At 71.9% G+C, this 17,090-nt stretch carries 18 protein-coding genes, 3 tRNA genes and 1 pseudogene; 18 read left to right on the top strand and 4 right to left on the bottom strand.

The features are described from left to right. Window positions 1-238: pseudogene (locus HZS56_RS34010) on the bottom strand (hypothetical protein); the annotation flags it as partial. 276 nt (window positions 239-514) lie between these two features. Here HZS56_RS34010 and HZS56_RS34005 point away from each other — a divergent pair. The 10 genes from HZS56_RS34005 to HZS56_RS33960 all read left to right on the top strand — a co-directional run bounded on the left by HZS56_RS34005 (window position 515) and on the right by HZS56_RS33960 (window position 10,604). Beyond that, window positions 515-1,483, top strand: coding sequence for a complex I subunit 1/NuoH family protein (locus tag HZS56_RS34005; protein WP_216724679.1), 969 nt, complete (start codon window positions 515-517; stop codon window positions 1,481-1,483). Window positions 1,484-1,485: 2 nt separating this feature from the next. Beyond that, window positions 1,486-2,229: a NuoI/complex I 23 kDa subunit family protein gene (locus HZS56_RS34000; protein WP_216724678.1), complete on the top strand. Its 744-nt coding sequence runs from the start codon at window positions 1,486-1,488 to the stop codon at window positions 2,227-2,229. Next, window positions 2,226-3,032 carry an NADH-quinone oxidoreductase subunit J family protein gene (locus tag HZS56_RS33995; protein WP_216724677.1) on the top strand — a complete coding sequence of 269 codons (807 nt, stop codon included), beginning with the start codon at window positions 2,226-2,228 and terminating at the stop codon, window positions 3,030-3,032. Before HZS56_RS34000 ends, HZS56_RS33995 begins: the two co-directional genes overlap by 4 nt. Further along, window positions 3,032-3,469 carry an NADH-quinone oxidoreductase subunit NuoK gene (gene nuoK, locus HZS56_RS33990; protein ID WP_216724676.1) on the top strand — a complete coding sequence of 146 codons (438 nt, stop codon included), beginning with the start codon at window positions 3,032-3,034 and terminating at the stop codon, window positions 3,467-3,469. The genes HZS56_RS33995 and nuoK overlap by 1 nt, the downstream gene beginning before the upstream one ends. Beyond that, on the top strand, window positions 3,466-5,460 hold the full coding sequence (locus HZS56_RS33985) for an NADH-quinone oxidoreductase subunit 5 family protein (RefSeq protein ID WP_216724675.1): 1,995 nt from the start codon (window positions 3,466-3,468) through the stop codon (window positions 5,458-5,460). The genes nuoK and HZS56_RS33985 overlap by 4 nt, the downstream gene beginning before the upstream one ends. A 6-nt stretch (window positions 5,461-5,466) precedes the next feature. Continuing rightward, complete coding sequence (locus HZS56_RS33980; RefSeq protein WP_216724674.1) at window positions 5,467-7,077, top strand: complex I subunit 4 family protein; 1,611 nt, start codon at window positions 5,467-5,469, stop codon at window positions 7,075-7,077. Next, entirely contained in the window at window positions 7,074-8,621 is a 1,548-nt protein-coding gene (locus tag HZS56_RS33975) for an NADH-quinone oxidoreductase subunit N (RefSeq protein ID WP_216724673.1), read from the top strand. The genes HZS56_RS33980 and HZS56_RS33975 overlap by 4 nt, the downstream gene beginning before the upstream one ends. A gap of 278 nt (window positions 8,622-8,899) precedes the next feature. Next, window positions 8,900-9,763 (top strand): zinc metalloprotease HtpX, encoded by an 864-nt coding sequence (gene htpX, locus HZS56_RS33970; RefSeq protein WP_216724672.1) that lies wholly within the window; start codon window positions 8,900-8,902, stop codon window positions 9,761-9,763. Further along, window positions 9,760-10,176: a YccF domain-containing protein gene (locus tag HZS56_RS33965; RefSeq protein WP_216724671.1), complete on the top strand. Its 417-nt coding sequence runs from the start codon at window positions 9,760-9,762 to the stop codon at window positions 10,174-10,176. The genes htpX and HZS56_RS33965 overlap by 4 nt, the downstream gene beginning before the upstream one ends. A gap of 161 nt (window positions 10,177-10,337) precedes the next feature. Continuing rightward, a complete protein-coding gene (locus tag HZS56_RS33960) occupies window positions 10,338-10,604 on the top strand; it encodes a GlsB/YeaQ/YmgE family stress response membrane protein (protein WP_216724670.1) in 267 nt (88 codons plus the stop codon). A gap of 153 nt (window positions 10,605-10,757) precedes the next feature. Here the strand turns inward: HZS56_RS33960 and HZS56_RS33955 are convergent, their stop codons facing one another. Continuing rightward, the gene (locus HZS56_RS33955; protein WP_216724669.1) at window positions 10,758-11,246 is read right to left on the bottom strand and encodes a YajQ family cyclic di-GMP-binding protein; all 489 of its coding nucleotides are present in this window, start codon (window positions 11,244-11,246) and stop codon (window positions 10,758-10,760) included. A 245-nt stretch (window positions 11,247-11,491) separates the two neighbouring features. On the opposite strand from HZS56_RS33955, the gene HZS56_RS33950 reads away from it, so the two are divergent. Further along, window positions 11,492-11,573 (top strand) — tRNA-Tyr (locus HZS56_RS33950). Window positions 11,574-11,700: 127 nt separating this feature from the next. Next, window positions 11,701-11,919 (top strand): hypothetical protein, encoded by a 219-nt coding sequence (locus HZS56_RS33945; protein ID WP_216724668.1) that lies wholly within the window; start codon window positions 11,701-11,703, stop codon window positions 11,917-11,919. Window positions 11,920-11,936: 17 nt separating this feature from the next. Here HZS56_RS33945 and HZS56_RS33940 read toward each other — a convergent pair whose 3' ends face one another. Together HZS56_RS33940 and HZS56_RS33935 are read right to left on the bottom strand one after the other, a co-directional pair. After that, window positions 11,937-12,593, bottom strand: coding sequence for an NAD(P)H-binding protein (locus HZS56_RS33940; RefSeq protein ID WP_216724667.1), 657 nt, complete (start codon window positions 12,591-12,593; stop codon window positions 11,937-11,939). A gap of 70 nt (window positions 12,594-12,663) precedes the next feature. Next, window positions 12,664-13,929, bottom strand: coding sequence for an amidohydrolase family protein (locus HZS56_RS33935; protein WP_216724666.1), 1,266 nt, complete (start codon window positions 13,927-13,929; stop codon window positions 12,664-12,666). A 212-nt stretch (window positions 13,930-14,141) separates the two neighbouring features. On the opposite strand from HZS56_RS33935, the gene HZS56_RS33930 reads away from it, so the two are divergent. The 6 genes from HZS56_RS33930 (at window position 14,142) to HZS56_RS33905 (ending at window position 16,718) form a co-directional block, all read left to right on the top strand. Next, window positions 14,142-14,214: transfer RNA gene (locus HZS56_RS33930), tRNA-Thr, on the top strand. Window positions 14,215-14,260: 46 nt separating this feature from the next. Beyond that, a tRNA-Met gene (locus HZS56_RS33925) sits at window positions 14,261-14,333 on the top strand. 89 nt (window positions 14,334-14,422) lie between these two features. After that, on the top strand, window positions 14,423-14,587 hold the full coding sequence (rpmG, locus tag HZS56_RS33920) for a 50S ribosomal protein L33 (RefSeq protein WP_003948671.1): 165 nt from the start codon (window positions 14,423-14,425) through the stop codon (window positions 14,585-14,587). 97 nt (window positions 14,588-14,684) lie between these two features. Further along, complete coding sequence (locus tag HZS56_RS33915) at window positions 14,685-15,137, top strand: MaoC family dehydratase N-terminal domain-containing protein (protein WP_216724665.1); 453 nt, start codon at window positions 14,685-14,687, stop codon at window positions 15,135-15,137. Between the two features lie 19 nt (window positions 15,138-15,156). Next, entirely contained in the window at window positions 15,157-15,585 is a 429-nt protein-coding gene (locus HZS56_RS33910) for a MaoC family dehydratase (protein WP_216724681.1), read from the top strand. Window positions 15,586-15,662: 77 nt separating this feature from the next. Beyond that, a complete protein-coding gene (locus HZS56_RS33905; RefSeq protein ID WP_216724664.1) occupies window positions 15,663-16,718 on the top strand; it encodes a UDP-N-acetylmuramate dehydrogenase in 1,056 nt (351 codons plus the stop codon). Window positions 16,719-17,090 lie beyond the last annotated feature (372 nt).

Below are 17,090 nucleotides of genomic sequence, written 5' to 3'. Positions count from 1 at the left end.
CGGCCACCCCGGCCACCCCGGCCACCCCGGGCACTCCGTCCAGCCCGTCCACCCCGGCACCCCGGCGCACGCGCAGCGCGAGCCAGGGCTCGGCGTCCCAGCGGGCCGCCGCATCCTCCGCCGGGGAAGCGGACGCCGAGCCGTCGCCCTCACCGTCGCGCAGCTCCGACGCCCCGTGGCACCACGCCCGCCCGGCCTTCGACGAGCCGACGGCGACCACGGAGGTTAGTGGGACCACCGGGGCCACCGGGACCACCGGTGCCGACGAGTCCCCGAAGGGGGCGGCCCCGGGCCCGTACGAGGAGCCCGAAACCCCCGGCGAGCCCGAAGCCCGCGACGAGCCCGAATCCGGCGACGATCCCGAAGCTCGCGGCAGGTCTGAATCCGGCGACAAGCCCGAAGCCCGCGACGAGCCCGAACCCGGCGACGGTCCTGAAGCCCGCAACGAGCCCGAAGCCCGCAACGAGCCCGAAGCCCCCCGCAACCCCCCGCCGCACCCCTCTGGAGGCACGCAGTGAACGACGCGCTCGACGTCACTCTGCGCCTCCTGATCGTCTTCGTCGTCTTCCTCGCCTTCCCCCTGATCGTCGGCCAGACCGAGCACAAGGTGATGGCCCACATGCAGGGCCGCCTAGGCCCGATGTACGCGGGCGGCTTCCACGGCTGGGCCCAGCTCGTCGCGGACGGCGTGAAGTTCGCACAGAAGGAGGACGTGGTCCCCGCCGAAGCGGACCGCCGCATCTTCCAACTGGCCCCCGCCGTCGCCCTCCTGCCCTACCTGCTGGTGCTCCTGGCCGTCCCCGTGGGCCCCGGTGAGGGCGCCGTCGGCCAGGTCGTCGACGCGGGGATCTTCTTCGTCCTCGCCGTCATGGGCGTCGGCGTGCTCGGCTCGCTCATGGCCGGCTGGTCGTCCGCCAACAAGTTCTCCCTCCTCGGCGGCCTGCGCACCGCCGCCCAGCTCCTCGCGTACGAACTCCCCATGCTGCTCACCGCCGCCTCCGTGGCGATGGCGGCGGGGACGGTCTCGCTCGTCGGCATCCTGGACGCCTTCGAGTGGTGGTGGCTCCCCTGGCAGATCGTCGGTGCGATCGTCTTCTTCGTCGCCGGGCTGGCGGAACTGCAACGGCCTCCCTTCGACATGCCGGTGGCCGACTCGGAGATCATCTTCGGTGCCTACACCGAGTACACCGGTCTGCGCTTCGCCCTGTTCCTCCTCGCCGAGTACGCCGGGATCGTCGTCCTGTGCGGCCTGACCACCGTCCTCTTCCTGGGCGGGTGGCACGGCCCCTGGGGCGCCGACGGCCTCGGCTGGGTCTGGACCCTGCTCAAGACGGCCGCCCTCGCCTTCGTCGTGATCTGGCTGCGCGTCACCTACCCGCGTCTGCGCGAGGACCAGCTGCAGAAGCTCTCCTGGACTCTCCTCGTCCCCCTGTCCCTCGCCCAGATCGCCCTCACCGGCGTCGTCAAGGTGGTGATCCAGTAACCATGCCCCCCATCCCCGGCTCGGGCCTGGCCAAGGGCCTCGCCGTCACCCTGCGCACGATGACGAGGAAGACCGTCACCGAGCAGTACCCGGACGCCCAGCCGGAGCTCCCGCCCCGCACGCGCGGCGTGATCGGCCTGTTCGAGGAGAACTGCACGGTCTGCATGCTGTGCGCCCGCGAGTGCCCCGACTGGTGCATCTACATCGACTCGCACAAGGAGACGGTCCCCGCGGCGACCCCCGGAGGGCGGGACCGCAGCCGCAACGTCCTCGACCGCTTCGCCATCGACTTCTCCCTGTGCATGTACTGCGGTATCTGCATCGAGGTCTGTCCTTTCGACGCCCTGTTCTGGTCCCCGGAGTTCGAGTACGCCGAGACCGACATCCGCGACCTCACCCACGAACGCGACAAGCTCCGCGAGTGGATGTGGACGGTCCCTGCCCCACCGGCCCTCGACCCCGGCGCGGAGGAACCGAAGGAACTGGCCGCCGCCCGCAAGACCGCCGACAAGCTGGCCGCCCAGCAGGAAGCCGCCCGAGCGGCCGAACAGACGGCAACCGCCCCCGGAGAAAGGCCCGAACCCGAAGACAGGCCCGAACCCGGACACGAGCCGGGGTCCGAATCCGCCCCCGGACACGAGCCCGGCCGCGCCCCCGACTCCGGCCCTGGACACGCGCGCCCTGGACACGCGCGCGAGCCCGGCTCCGCCCCCGGACGCGAGCCCGGACAGGAGGACCGGGAATGACCCTCGCAACGGCCGCAGCCCACATGACCGCAGCCCACACGGCCGCAGCCCACCTCGCCGCGGCGCCCACCACCGGGGCCCCCGAACCCCACGGCTTCCTCTCCCCGACCGGTGTCGAGATCGCCTTCCTCCTCGTCGGTCTGGTCACCTTCGGCGCCGCCGTCGTCACCGTCACCACCCGGCAACTCGTCCACGCCGCTCTGTGGCTGGTGGTTGCCCTCGGCGGTCTCGCCGTCGAGTACCTGCTGCTCACCGCCGAGTTCATCGCCTGGGTACAGGTCCTCATCTACGTCGGTGCCGTCGTCGTCCTCATCCTGTTCGGCCTCATGCTCACCAGGGCGCCCATCGGGCGGTCCCCGGACGCCGACTCCGGCAACCGCTGGGCCGCCCTCACCGTGGCCGTGGCCGCCGCCGCGGCGCTGGTGTGGGTCGTCGCCGACGCCTTCCGCACCACCTGGATCGACCTGGACGGCCCGGCCTCCGGCTCCACCGCCGTCACCGGAGCAAGCCTCTTCCAGAACTGGGTCCTCCCCTTCGAGGCCCTCTCCGTCCTCCTCCTCGCCGCCCTGGTCGGCGCGATCGTCCTCTCCCGAAGGGCCCAGCCGGACCGCTCACTCACCCCGACCGTGAGCGACGCGCCCCGGCCCGCCCCCAGCGGCGCCGGCCCAGCCGACACGGCCGGCACAGGCGAAAAGGCCGACAACGGGCCCGACCAGGCCGACAGCGCCGAAAGGTCTGAAGGGGCCAACAAGGCCAATAAGGCCAGCAAGGACGACAAGGCCGACAAGGGGGACGACCGCTGATGCACCTCGCCTACCCCGCCGTTCTCTCCGCCCTCCTCTTCTGCACGGGCCTGTACGGCGTCCTCGCCCGCCGCAACGCGATCCTCGTCCTGATGTCGGTCGAGCTGATGCTCAACGCCGTCAACCTCAACCTGGTCGCCTTCGACGTCTGGCTCAGCAGGGCCGCCGAGGAGACCCTGCACTCCGGTCAGGCCCTGACCCTGTTCACCATCGCCATCGCCGCCGCCGAGATCGGCATCGGCCTCGCGATCGTGCTCGCCGTCCACCGCAACCGCGGCACCTCGGACATCGACAAGCTCCGCGACACCGCCGAGGGTCACGGTCCCGACGATTCCGGCGACTCCGAGGGCCCCGGCGACCCGGCTGCCCCCCACGGCCCCGGCACCGACACCCCCGCGACCGGGACGGCCGCCGAGAAGGCTGAGGCCACCGCGTGACCACGACCACCCTCGCCGTACTCGTCCCCCTCCTCCCGTTCCTCGGGGCGGCCGCCGGACTTCTCCTGGGCCGCACGGCCCCCGGCTTCGTCCGCCCACTCGCCGTCCTGCCCCCGCTGGCCGCCCTCGTCCTGGCCGTGGCGGTCGCGGCCCGCCAGGGTGGCGGCAGCGCAGTCGACGCCGTCACGGAACTGACGCCCACCGGCTCGGTCCCCGTCGAACTGGCCCTGCACATCGACGGCTTCGCCGCCCTCGTCGCCGTGCTGGTCGGCACCGTCGCCACCTGCGTGCAGATCTACTCGACGGGCTATCTGCGCGACGACCCGCGCTACGCCTCGTACGCCGCTCTCGTCTCCCTGTTCACCTCCGCCATGTTCCTCGTCGTCTACTCCGGCGACCTGATGGTGCTGCTGGTCGGCTGGGAGATCATGGGCATCTGCTCGTACTTCCTGGTCGGCCACTACTGGGAGACACCGGAGGCCCGCGCCGCCTCCCTCAAGGCCTTCCTGGTCACCAAACTCGGCGACGTCCCCTTCCTGATCGGTCTGCTGGCGCTCGCCACCGAGGCCGGCTCCTTCCGCATCACCAGGATCCTCGGCGCGGTCGCGCACGGCTCGCTCGACCACCCGACGCTGATCGCCGTGCTGCTCCTGGCCGGTGTGGCGGGCAAGTCGGCGCAGTTCCCGCTGCACACCTGGCTCCCCGACGCGATGGCGGGTCCGACACCCGTCTCCGCGCTGATCCACGCCGCCACGATGGTGGCCGCCGGTGTCTACTTCGTCGCCCGCCTCCTTCCGCTCTTCGAGGCCTCCCGGGCCGCGATGGTCGTCCTCGCCGTGATGGCCGCCGTCACGATGGTCGGCTCGGCACTCGCCGCGCTCGCCCAGGACGACATCAAGCGCGTCCTCGCCTACTCGACGATCGGTCAGCTCGGCTACCTGACCGGCGCCCTCGCCGCCGGCGACCGTGGGGCCGCCGTCTTCCACCTCCTGTCCCACGGCGCCTTCAAGGCGCTGCTGTTCCTCGCCGCCGGCGTGATCATCCATGCCGCCGGCACCAACTCGCTGGCCGCCATGTCCCGCATGCGGGGCCTGCGCGACCGCGTCCCGGACGCCTACTGGACGACGACCGTGGCGCTGCTCGCCCTCGCCGCCATCCCGCCCTTCAGCGGCTTCTTCTCCAAGGAGTCCGTCCTCGGCGCCGCGGAGCACGTGGCCACCGGCCACACCGAGCACGCACCCGGCGCCGCGGGCTGGACCGTCCTCGTCGCCGGCCTGCTCACCGCCCTCCTCACCGCCGCGTACGCGACGCGCCTGTGGCTGCTGGCATTCCGCGGCAGCGGCGCCGAGGCGCCTGACCACGGCAGGCAGCCCGTCGTCATGAACGCCGTGCTCTGGGTGCTCGCCCTTCCCTCCCTCGCTCTCGGCGGGCTCACCTTCCGGCTGCTGCCCGACTGGTTCGACGGACGAGACCTCACCCCGACCCTGACCACCTCCGTGCTGGGCACGGGCGTGGCCCTGGTCGGCGGCATCGTCACCTACGCGGCCTGGCGGCACACCACGGTCCTCGCCGCCCGGACCCCGCTGGGCGCCGTCGCGGCCCACCCCGAAGGTGACGCGGGGCTGGTGGAGGCCGAGGCCATCGCCAGCCACAAGTCCGCCTACGGGGACGTCGCCGGAGCCCCCGACCCGGCGGACCCCGGACGGCTCCTGCTCGGCCCGCTGCACCGGCCCGCGGCCGCCGGCTTCCACCTGGACGCGGTGTACGCGACCCTCTTCGTCCGCCCCGTCCTGGCCGGCGCGCGCCTCGTACGCTTCCTCGACCGCGAGGTCGTCGACACCTACGTACGCGCGGCGGGTGCCCTGCCGCGCTGGCTCGGGGCCGCCGTACGACGTGCCCAGACCGGCAATCTGCAGACCTATGTGAGCGCGCTGCTCGCCGGCACCGTCGTCCTCGCGGTCGCCGCCGTCCTCGTCGCCACGGGAGCGTGAGCAGGCGTGATCGATATCAACGAGTCCGTGATGCAGTTCCTTCTCGCGTTGGTCGTCGTCGGACCGCTCTTCGGTGCCGCCGCCGCCCTCCTGCCCGCCCCGCCCGGACTGAAGGGGAAGTCGCCCGAGCAGGCCGTGCTCCGGCACGGCGTCACCGTCACCGGCGCCGTCCTCGTCGCCGCGATCGCCCTCGTTCTCGGCTTCGACCACGACCATCCGTCGAAGATGCAGGCCAGCACGGACATCAGCTGGATCCCCGCACTGGACGTGCGCATCCACCTCGGCATCGACGGCATCTCCCTCCCCCTGCTGGTCCTGACCGCGCTGCTGACGTTCCTCTGCGCGCTCTACTCGTACTTCAAGCAGCGACACGAGCGGCTGACGCCGCGAACCTCGGGCCCGAGCCCGAGCCAGAGCCCGAAGGCCTTCGTCGCGCTGCTGCTCGTCCTGGAGTCCGGCACCCTCGCGACGTTCGCCGTCCTCGACCTGGTCCTGTTCTTCCTCGCCTTCGAGACGGTCCTCATCCCGATGTACTTCCTCATCGCCCGCTGGGGCGGCGAGGCACGGGCCGGGGCCGCCTGGAAATTCATCCTCTTCACGCTCCTCGGCTCCGTCGTCATGCTGCTCGGCCTGCTGCTGATCGGACTCAGCGCGGGCACATTCGACATGGTGGCACTCGCCACTGACAACGGCCGGTCGCTCACCGCATCAGGGCAGGTCATCGCGGTTCTGGCGATCGGGATCGGGCTCGCGGTGAAGACGCCGATGTGGCCGCTGCACAGCTGGCTGCCGGACGCGCACACCGCCGCCCCGACCGTCGGCTCGGTCCTGCTGGCCGGGGTCCTGCTGAAGATGGGCACGTACGGGTTCGTCCGCATCCTGCTGCCGGCCGCGCCGGACGGCTTCCGCACCTTCGCGCCCTACCTCGCCGCCTTCGCCGTGGTCGGCATCGTCTACGGCTCCCTGGCCTGCCTGGCCCTCGCCAGGAGGGGCGCCAGGGGCGACCTCAAGCGCCTCGTCGCGTACTCCTCCGTCGGCCACATGGGCTTCGTCCTGCTCGGCATCGCGACCACGACCCCGACCGGCGTGAACGGCGCCCTGTTCGCCAACGTCGCCCACGGCCTCATCACCGGCCTGCTCTTCTTCCTGGTCGGCGCCCTCAAGGACCGCACCGGAACCACCGACCTCGACAGCCTCGCCGAGAAGTCCGGACACGCCCTGTACGGCAGGGCGCCCCGCCTCGGCGGCCTGCTCGCCTTCGCCGCGGTCGCCTCGCTCGGCCTGCCGGGACTGGCCGGGTTCTGGGGCGAGATGCTGGCCCTGTTCGGGGCCTTCGACCCGCACGACGACCTCAGCCGGCCCGCCTTCCTCACCTTCATGGCCGTCGCCGCGTTCGGCACGCTGCTGACCGCCGCGTACATGCTGATCGTGGTCCGTCGGGTGTGCATGGGAGCCCCGCCGCAGCAGGCCCCGAAGCTCACCGACGTACGCACCTACGAGTTCGCCGCCTGGACCCCGCTGGTCGTCCTGACCGTCGTCGCCGGGCTGTGGCCCAGGGCCCTCCTCGGCCTGACCGACCCGGCCGTGCAGCAGCTCCTCTCAGGAGGCACCCGATGAGCTTGCAGGCCCAGCCCCTCGCCGAGGCCCTGCCGCAGCCACTGGCCCAGAACCTCGTCCAGTCCGTCGACTGGCTCGCCATCGCGCCGCCCACCGTCACGGCGGTCGTCGGGCTCGTCGTCCTCGTCGCCGACCTGTTCGTCAAGGACGCCCGCAAGCCGCTGCTCGGCTGGATCTCGGTCGCCGGACTGGCCGCCGCCGCGCTCATGCTGCTGCCCCTGGTCAACGGCGACCGCTCGACCTTCTGCCTGGCCGGTGACCCCGACGTCTGCAGCTACACCGCGGACACCTTCGCCCTCGCCGTCCAGTTCCTGGTGCTCGGCGGCGCCCTCCTGACCGCCCTGCTGTCGGTCACCGCCGTCAAGGACGCCGACCGGGGACTGCCCGAGGGCGAGTTCTGGTTCCTGCTGCTCTCCGCCACAGCCGGTGCCGTGCTCCTGCCCGCCTCCCGCGACCTCGCCACACTGATCGTCGCCCTGGAGGTCGCCTCCCTGCCCGCCTTCGCACTGGTGGGACTGCGCCGGGGCGAGCGCAGGTCCTCCGAGGCCGCCCTCAAGTTCTTCCTGTCCTCGGTCACCGCGACCGCGGTCTCCCTCATGGGCGTCAGCTTCCTGTACGCCTCGACCGGCACCCTCCACCTCACCCGGATGGCCGAGCGCATCCAGCACGTCGACGGACAGCTCACCACGCTCGCCCAGACCGGAGCCGTCCTCACCCTCGTCGGCTTCGCCTTCAAGACGGCCGCCGTGCCCTTCCACTTCTGGGTGCCCGACACCTACGTCGGCGCGCCGCTGCCGATCGCGGGCTACCTGTCCGTGGTGGGCAAGGCGGTCGGCTTCTCCGGCCTCGTCCTCGTCACCGTCGTCGCCCTCCCGGCCTACGCCGACGCATGGGGCCCCGCCCTGGCGGTGCTGGCCGCGCTCACCATGACCGTCGGCAACGTCGGCGCCCTGCGCCAGCAGGGCACGCGCGCGTACAGCGCGGTACGCCTGCTCGCCTGGTCGTCCGTCGGCCAGGCCGGCTACCTGCTGGTGCCGATCGCCGCCGCCGCGTACGCCGACGACCCCGCACGCCCGGTCGGCTCCACCGTGGCGTACGCCCTCATGTACGCCGCGGTGAACCTCGGGGCCTTCGCGGTGGCCGCCGTGGTGGGCCGTACCCGGTCCCTGAACCGCGTCGCCGACTACCGGGGCCTGTACGCGTCGAACCCCCTGACCGCCCTCCTGCTGGCGTTCTTCCTGCTCTGCCTCGCGGGACTGCCACCGGGTGTCATCGGCCTCTTCGCCAAGGTCACGGTGTTCTCCGCGGCCGTCGAGGCGGGACTCGGCTGGCTGGCCGTCGTCATGGCGGTCAACGTCGTGATCGCCCTCTTCTACTACCTCCAGTGGACGGCCCTGCTGTTCCGGACGCCCGAGGAGGCGTCCGCCGGGCACCGTTTGCCGGCCCCGCTCACCGCCGCGCTGAGCCTCACCGCGGTCCTCGCCGTCGCCCTCTCCGGAGCCCCGCAGCTGATCCTGCGTTTCGCCGACACCGCACTGTTCTGAACGCGCCACGCCACGACACGCGCGTGCCGCGCCCGGGCGCTCGAGGAGCAAGCGTGTTCCCGCGCGCGTGGGAACCGCCACACCTGTCACCCGTACGGGCCAGGCGCACCGCCGGGGCCGCCGGGGAACTGGCGGCCCTCGCCTGGCGTTGACCAGTACGGAAGGGTCCACTGGACGTGTTGCCACGACACCGGTGGCATCAAGGACCAGGAAGCCACCACAGCGAGCGAGACCAGCAAGCAAAGGGTTCCCCTGCTGCACCATTTGGAGGGCGTACCGTGCACCGCCGGCACAACGGGCTCAGGACCGCAGTACTCCTCGGAGGGCTGTCGGCACTCATCATCGTCATCGGCAGCTTCTTCGGCCGAGCGGGGCTTGTCGTCGCCGTCCTCGTCGCCCTGGGCACCAACGCGTACGCGTACTGGAACAGCGACAAACTCGCACTCCGCGCGATGCGCGCCCGCCCGGTCAGCGAGTTCGAGGCCCCGGCGCTGTACCGCATGGTCCGCGAGCTCTCCACCCAGGCCCGGCAGCCCATGCCCCGCCTGTACATCTCGCCGACGGAGGCACCGAACGCGTTCGCGACCGGACGCAACCCGCGCAACGCGGCCGTGTGCTGCACCGAGGGCATCATGCGTCTGCTCGACGAACGCGAGCTGCGCGGCGTGATCGGGCACGAGCTCAGCCACGTCTACAACCGCGACATCCTGATCTCGTCCGTCGCCGGCGCCCTCGCCTCCGTGATCATGTTCCTGGTCAACTTCGCCTGGCTGATCCCCGTGGGCCGGTCCAACGACGACGACGGCCCCGGCCTGCTGGGCATGCTCCTCATCATGCTGCTCGGCCCGCTGGCGGCCAGCGTCATCCAGCTGGCGATCAGCCGCTCCCGGGAGTACGAGGCCGACGCCTCCGGCGCCCAGCTCACCGGCGACCCGCTCGCCCTCGCCAGTGCGCTGCGCAAACTGGAGTCGGGCACGAAACAGCTGCCGCTGCCGCCGGAGCCCCGCATCGAGAGCGCCAGCCACATGATGATCGCCAACCCCTTCCGTCCGGGGCAGGGACTCTCCAAGATGTTCTCCACGCACCCGCCGATGGCGGAGCGCATCGCCCGACTCGAAAAGATGGCAGGTCGCCAGCAGTGAAGACCATCCTCAACGTCATTTGGCTCGTACTCAGCGGCTTCTGGCTGTTCCTCGGCTACCTGGCCGCCGGTGCGCTGCTCTGCATCACGATCATCGGCATCCCCTTCGGGATCGCGGCCTTCCGCATCGGTCTCTACGCGCTGTGGCCCTTCGGGTACATGGCGGTCGAGCGCCGCGACGCCGGGGCCGCCTCCTGCATCGGCAACGCTCTGTGGCTGGTCCTCGCGGGCTGGTGGCTCGCCCTCGGCCACATCGTCACCGGCTTCCTCCTGTGCGTCACGATCATCGGCATCCCGCTCGGCATCGCCAACTTCAAGCTGATCCCCATCTCGCTCCTCCCGCTGGGACGCGAGATCGTGCCGACGGACCAGCCGTTCACGGCCGCCGCCGCCAACCAGCGGACCGGCTGGTAACGACGGCCGTCCTCCTCGCCCCGCCCCGACCCGCCCGGCCCGATCGGCGCAACCACCGGCCGCGTCCGGAACGTCCTTTCCGACAAGCGGACATGAACACCGCGGAGGAAGTCCCGGCACCGGGAAGGTGCGGGCACAGCGAGAAAGGGCAGGGTCACGGCATGACCGTCATCAGCTGGATCATCCTCGGACTGCTGGCCGGAGCCATAGCCAAGTTCCTGCTGCCGGGCCGCGACCCCGGAGGGTTCGTCGGCACCACCCTCATCGGCGTCGCGGGCGCCTTCGTCGGCGGCTGGATATCGGCCCGCTGGCTGGACCACCCGATCAGCGAGGACTTCTACGACGGCGCCACATGGGCGGCCGCGATCGGCGGATCCCTCGTGCTCCTGATCGCCTACCGGCTCCTGTTCGGCAACTCGCGCAACTGACAGCACGGACCACGGCCGAGAAAAGACGAGAAGACGAGAAGACCAGAAGGGGCGCCCACCCCTCCTGGTCTTCTGGTCTTCTCCCTGCTGCTCGCACTCACGCCCCGGCCCGCGCACCGCCGCGTCACCGGCTCGACGAGTCGGCTCAACGAGTCACCGGTAGTTGACGAACTGCAGCGCGAAGTCGAAGTCCTGGCCCTTGAGCAGGGAGATCACGGTCTGCAGGTCGTCCCGGCTCTTCGAGGACACCCGCAGCTCCTCGCCCTGCACCTGGGCCTTCACACCCTTGGGGCCCTCGTCGCGGATGAGCTTGGCCACCTTCTTCGCGTTGTCCTGGGAGATGCCCTCCTGGATGGAGGCGAAGATCTTGTACTCCTTGCCGGAGAGCTGGGGCTCGCCCGCGTCCAGGGCCTTCAGCGAGATGCCCCGCTTGATCAGCTTGGACTGGAAGACGTCGAGGATGGCGCTGACCCGGTCCTCGGAGTTGGCCTCCATGAGGATCTGCTCCCCGGACCACTTGATCGAGGCGCCCACGCCCTTGAAGTCGTAGCGCTGCGAGATCTCCTTGGCGGCCTGGTTGAGGGCGTTGTCGACCTCCTGCCGCTCGACCTTCGAGACGATGTCGAAACTGGAGTCGGCCATGTCCTGTGGCTCCTTGTATGTGGTGGGGTCTGGGGCGTGTCGGGCCGCGTATCGGGTCCGTACCGGCATACGTCGGCGACCGCCGGCCCCGGCAGGGGGCCTCGGCCGCATTCGCACAAGCCTAGCCACCCGCCACACCCCGGGCGGAGATCAATCGGGTGGCGAAGCACCCCTTGGCATCAGGTATTGTTTACGTCGTTGCCGCGGAGCACCGCCGAAAGACGGTGCGAGGGGCAGCAAACCCCGGCGGTGTGCCCGAGCGGCCAAAGGGAGCAGACTGTAAATCTGCCGGCTCAGCCTTCCCAGGTTCGAATCCTGGCGCCGCCACACGGGAACGAAGGACCCCGTGACCTGCTTGAACAGCGGGTCACGGGGTCCTTCGTCATGCCGCGACACGGAAGCAGAGCCCGCAGGGGCGGCGCGGGGCGGTGCGGAGTCCGGTCAGACTGGGGGCATGCCCCCGTCCTCCCGTCGCAGAATCTGCCCCGAGTGCCGTCGCGAGATCGCCGTGGTCGCCGGGCGGTACGCGCGCCACGACCCACCCGGCGCGCGAGGCGGCGGCGACCTCGTCTCCTGCCCGGGATCGCGGCGGCCGGCGCAACTCGGCGCGGCGCAGCCGTCCCTGGACGGGTACGTGGTCCCCGACTTCCCCGGACAGCTGCCCCTCTTCTGACCGCGCGCCCCGCGTCCTCAGTTCCCTGCCACGGACTTCACCGCCACCGACACCGGCGACGAACCGCTGATCAGCTCCAGCGTCAGACCGTGCGTCGCCGGGGTGTCGATCAGCTCCGCGAGGACGGCCGCCACGTCGTCCCGGGGGACGGGGCCGCGGCCGGTGTGCGCCTCCAGCCGTACGAGGCCGCTTCCCGGGTCGTCCTTCAGGGCACCGGGGCGAAGGACCGTCCAGTCCAGTCCGTCCAGCGAGCGCACGTGCGCGTCGGCCTCGCCCTTGGCGCGCAGGTACACGTCGAAGACCTCGTCCCCCTGGTGGGCGGGGTCCGCGCCCATCGAGGACACGATCACGAAGCGCCGTACGCCCGCCCTGACCGCGGCGTCCGCGAAGAGGACCGCCGCCGCCTTGTCCACCGTGTCCTTGCGGTCCACCCCGCTCCCGGGCCCCGCCCCGGCCGCGAAGACCGCCGCGTCCGCACCCCGCAGCCGCTCCGCGACCTCCTCCAGCGAGGCCGACTCCAGGTCCAGCACGACCGGTTCGGCGCCGGCCGCGCGCAGATCGTCGGCCTGCTCGGCCTTGCGGATGATGCCCGCCACCTCGTCCCCGCGCGCGGCGAGCAACCGCTCCAGCCGCAACGCGATCTGACCATGACCACCAGCGATGACAATGCGCATGCCTTCGACCGTACGCCGCGACGGCCGCCCGCGCCGCACGACTCGGCCCGCGCCCGCGCCGCCCCCGCCGTCAGGCCTGCCCGCGCTTCCCCCGCCCCTGCCGGGGCAGCTCCAGGTCCAGGGCGGTCGTCGCGTCGCCGTACTCCCGTACCGCGCTCGTGCGCGCCACCACGCGACCGCGGTGCACGACGACCCGGCTGTACGCCAGGGACAGCGCGCCGGCCAGCCCGTCCCCGCGCACCGCGAGCAACTCGGCGGGGAAGCCCGCCTCCACCCGCACCTCGGGCAGCCCGAGGACCGCACGTGCCGCCCCGCTCACCGCCTCGTACGCGTCCCCGGGCCGCAGCCCGTGACGGGAGGCCAGCAGGTACGCCGCCTCCAGGGGGTCGCCGCGCCCGACCGGGTTGGCCACGTCCCGCAGCGCACCGCTGCCCGCGGCGACCCGCACGCCGGCCGCCCGCAGCAGCCGTACCGGAGCCATGCCGTCGTGGTGGTCCACGGCACCGCAGGCACCCTGCGGCAGGCAGACCACCGTCACCCCGGCCGCCGCGAGCCGCTCCGCGGCCCGCGAGGCCACCTCGGCGGGCAGCCGCCCCAGGCCGTCGCAGGGCCCGAGGGCCACCCCCGGACGCAGTCCGCCGGCCATCGCCGCCAGCCGGGCCAGCCGCGCCGGATCGCCGGCGTCCGTGTGCAGGTCGACCGGGCAGCCGTGCTCGGCCGCGACCTCCAGGACCGCCTCCACGTACCCCGCCGGATCGGGGTCGAGGTCGGGACACCCGCCCACCACGTCGGCGCCCATCTTGACCGCGTCCCGCAGCATCGCCAGCCCGTCCGCCCCGGCCACCCCCGTCAGCACCCGTGGCATCGCCACCGCCGTCAGCTCCGCCAGCCCGCGCACCGAGCGCCGCGCCCGCAGGACGCCGGTCAGCGCGCCCAGCCCCGCTACGTCACCCACCCGCACGTGCGCCCGCAACGCGGTCGCTCCGTGTCCCAGCTGGAGCAGGGCGGCCTCCGTGGCCCGGCACTCGACGTCCTGCGGGTCGTGGGAGACGGGGCCGGGGGCGTCGGCCGTCAGCGACGTGTCGCCGTGGACGTGCGGCTCGGCGGGGGCGGGCAGGAGCAGATAGCCGGTGAGATCCACCCGGGTGCCCGGGCCGGGCGTGCGGGACGGAGTCAGACTCCCGGCCGTGCCGACCGCCTCGATGCGCCCGCGGCTGAGCCGTACGTCCACGGTCCGGCCGTCCGTGAGCCGGGCCCCGCAGAGCAGCAGTGAGCCGGGGTCGGCGGCGCCCGAGGGGGAGGGCGAGTGGGGTGGCTGCGGCTGGCTGTCGGGCATCGCGGTCCTCTGGGCTCGGGGCTGCGCAGTGGGGGACGCAAGATCACGCAGAGTGAGTCGAGCCTAGGACGGTGATCAGCCCGTGGCGCGGAGGAGCGCAATAGTCGTACCGGTGCGGTCCACCGTCCCGCGACGGCCCGGACGGTACGGGGCAGGGGCCGCGAAACGGATTTGGGCGAACGGCGGGCGACCGTGTAATGTCTTCATCGCTCGCCCCAATAGCTCAGTCGGCAGAGCGTCTCCATGGTAAGGAGAAGGTCAACGGTTCGATTCCGTTTTGGGGCTCTGGTGTGAAAGGTTCCCGTCGCGAGGCGGGAGTCGATCGCATCACAGCGGTGTAGCTCAGTCGGTAGAGCAAGCGGCTCATAATCGCTGTGTCACCGGTTCAAGTCCGGTCACCGCTACTCTCAGTAGCCGATTGCGGGGTCGGTCCTTCAGTCGGCTACTCTTTCCTGCGTTAATACCATCAATCCGTTCGTCAAGGAGCACTCACGTGGCTGCCACCGACGTCCGCCCGAAGATCACGCTGGCCTGCGTGGAGTGCAAGGAGCGGAACTACATCACCAAGAAGAACCGGCGTAACAACCCGGACCGACTGGAGATGAAGAAGCACTGCCCGCGTTGCAACGCGCACACCGCGCACCGCGAGACGCGATAAAACAGGCTCGTACACGAGGCCGTCCCCGAGGCTTGGGGGCGGCCTCGTGTCGTTGGCCGCAGTTGTGACAGCGAAGAGCAGCAGGAGGATTCAGCCCATGGCGCTCGACCAGTCGTTCGTGGGGCGGACCTATCCGCCGACCGCGCCCTATGAGGTGGGGCGGGAGAAGATCCGCGAGTTCGCGGAGGCGGTGGGGGACGACAATCCGGCGTACACCGACCCGGAGGCCGCGAAGGCGCTCGGCCATCCGGACGTGATCGCTCCGCCGACGTTCGTGTTCGCGATCACGTTCAAGGCGGCCGGGCAGGTCGTCGAGGACCCGCAGCTCGGGCTGGACTACAGCCGGGTGGTGCACGGCGACCAGAGGTTCGCCTACGTCCGGCCGGTACGGGCGGGCGACCGGCTCGCCGTCACCTCCACCATCGAGGCGATCAAGTCGGTGGCCGGCAAGGAGATCCTGGACATCCGCGGCGAGGTCCACGACGAGGCCGGCGAGCACGTCGTGACCGCCTGGACCAAGCTCGTGGCCCGCGCGGCCGAGGAGGGGTGAACATCCGATGACACAGCCCCTGAAGGCGAAGATCGCCTACGACGACGTCGAGGTCGGCACCGAACTTCCCCCGCGGACCTTCCCCGTGGACCGCGCCGCACTCGTGCGCTACGCGGGCGCCTCCGGCGACTTCAATCCGATCCACTGGAACGAGAGGTTCGCCAAGGAGGTCGGACTGCCGGACGTCATCGCGCACGGCATGTTCACCATGGCCGAGGCGATCCGCGCGGTCACCGACTGGACCGGCGACCCCGGCGCGCTCGTGGAGTACCGCGTCCGCTTCACCCGGCCCGTCGTCGTCCCGGACGACGACCGGGGCGCCGTGATCGAGGTCGGCGGCACGGTGGCGGCAAAGCTGGACGACAACACCGTCCGCGTCGACCTCCTGGTCACCAGCGCCGGCCAGAAGGTCCTCGGCATGGCCCGCGCCGTCGTACGCCTGGCCTGACCGACGCCCGGTGTGCGGACCGAGAACGCCCCGGCCGCACCCCGGGCCTGTCAGTGCCGTCTCGTAGTCTTGGGCGCGTGCAGGAACTCCACGACGCTCCCCTCGCCCCGCTGACCACCTTCCGACTGGGCGGACCGGCGACCCGGCTGGTCACGGCCACGACCGACGCCGAGGTGATCGCCGCCGTCCGCGAGGCCGACGACGCCGGCACGCCACTGCTGCTCATCGGCGGCGGATCCAACCTGGTCATCGGCGACAAGGGCTTCGACGGCACCGCCCTGCACATCGCCACGAGCGGCTTCTCCCTCGACGGTACGACGCTGGAGCTGGCGGCCGGCGAGATCTGGACCGACGCCGTCGCCCGCACCGTCGAGGCGGGCCTGGCCGGCGTCGAGTGCCTGGCCGGCATCCCCGGCTCCGCGGGCGCCACGCCCATCCAGAACGTCGGCGCGTACGGCCAGGAGGTCTCCGCCACGATCACCGAGGTGACGGCGTACGACCGCAGGAACCGCGAGACGGTCACCCTCGCCAACGCCGACTGCGCCTTCTCGTACCGCCACAGCCGCTTCAAGGCCGAGCCCGAGCGGTACGTGGTCCTGCGCGTCCGCTTCGAACTGGAGGACGCCGCCGGCCTCTCGGCCCCCCTGCGCTACGCCGAGACGGCCCGCGCCCTCGGCGTCGAGGCGGGCGACCGGGTCCCGCTGACGACCGCCCGGGAGACGGTGCTGAAGCTGCGCGCGGGGAAGGGCATGGTGCTCGACCCCGAGGACCACGACACGTGGTCGGCCGGGTCGTTCTTCACCAACCCGATCCTCACGGACGAGGAGTTCACCGCGTTCCGCTCGCGCGTGGCCGGCCGGCTCGGGGACGCGGTGGAGCCGCCCGCGTTCCCGGCGGGGGAGGGCCGGGTCAAGACCTCCGCGGCCTGGCTGATCGACAAGGCGGGCTTCACCAAGGGCTACGGCACCGGCCCCGCCCGCATTTCCACCAAGCACACCCTCGCCCTCACCAACCGCGGCGGAGCGAGCACCGAGGACCTGCTCGCGCTGGCCCGCGAGGTCGTCGCGGGGGTCGAGGACGCCTTCGGCGTCACGCTGGTCAACGAACCGGTGACGGTTGGCGTCCGCCTGTAGCCGACGGCAGCCGGCGCCGGGGGTGGGTGCGGGTCGCGTAGCCCGGTGCTGCCCTGGCACCCGGCGTGGGTGCGGGCCGGGGGGGTCGCGCGGCCCGGCGCTTACGGGGTGCCGCAGCGCCCACCCGTGCCGCCCCAGCGGCACGACTGCCCGCAGCTGGGGCGGGGCGGCGCGGCGGCCCGCAGCTGGAGCGCGGGCGCGTACCCCTGAAGTGCGGGTGAGCCGCGTATGGGCCGGTGGGCGGGTGAGCCGCGTATGGCGGGAAAGGGCCGCAGGCGGTGGGCGGGGAGGTGCGGACGCGTACGGCGGGAAGGGACGTGTCGGGGGGTGTTCGCCCGCAGCGGTTGGCGCGTCAACACCCCACACCTCTGC

Origin of the sequence: Streptomyces mayonensis (assembly GCF_018982965.1) — a bacterium.
Classification (GTDB): domain Bacteria; phylum Actinomycetota; class Actinomycetes; order Streptomycetales; family Streptomycetaceae; genus Streptomyces; species Streptomyces mayonensis.
This window is presented reverse-complemented; position numbering and strand designations above follow the sequence as displayed.